This window comes from Oleiphilus sp. HI0117, assembly GCF_001635235.1.
On sequence record NZ_LWGA01000429.1, the window covers coordinates 1 to 386 of the forward strand.

Annotated in this window: 2 protein-coding genes; both read right to left on the bottom strand. The window is 45.6% G+C overall.

Features of this window, described 5'->3' with window-relative positions:
• The coding region (locus A3757_RS25065) for a ClpX C4-type zinc finger protein (RefSeq protein WP_156506186.1) at positions 1–128 on the bottom strand (128 nt) is incomplete at its 3' end.
• Positions 129–277: 149 nt separating this feature from the next.
• Positions 278–386: ATP-dependent Clp protease proteolytic subunit (locus tag A3757_RS05035; RefSeq protein WP_197469800.1), on the bottom strand; the 109-nt coding region annotated here is incomplete at its 5' end.

Consider the following 386-nt stretch of genomic DNA (forward strand, 5'->3'; position numbering starts at 1 on the left):
CATTCATCACAGATAAAGACAGATGGGCCTGCAATCAGTTTTCTCACTTCATGCTGACTTTTGCCACAAAAGGAGCAGTAAAGTAATTTACCGTTATCTCCGCCCTTACCGTTTTTTTCATCGGTCATCAGATTTCCTACTTACTGTACAAAGCGCCTCTTCGAACGCCTGCGCGCAATGAAGCGGCTCTTACCGCTGCGCGATATTCATTTAATCGCCTGAGAAGTCCTATTCGAGCAGCTTAAGCTCTATCTTCCCAGGCAAGTGCCCCTCACTACTACTCTGCCGACGGACGCTTTTCAATCACTGAGTCAATTAAACCATATTCTACTGCCTCAGCACCATCCATAAAATTGTCACGATCTGTATCTTGAGCAACTTCTTCG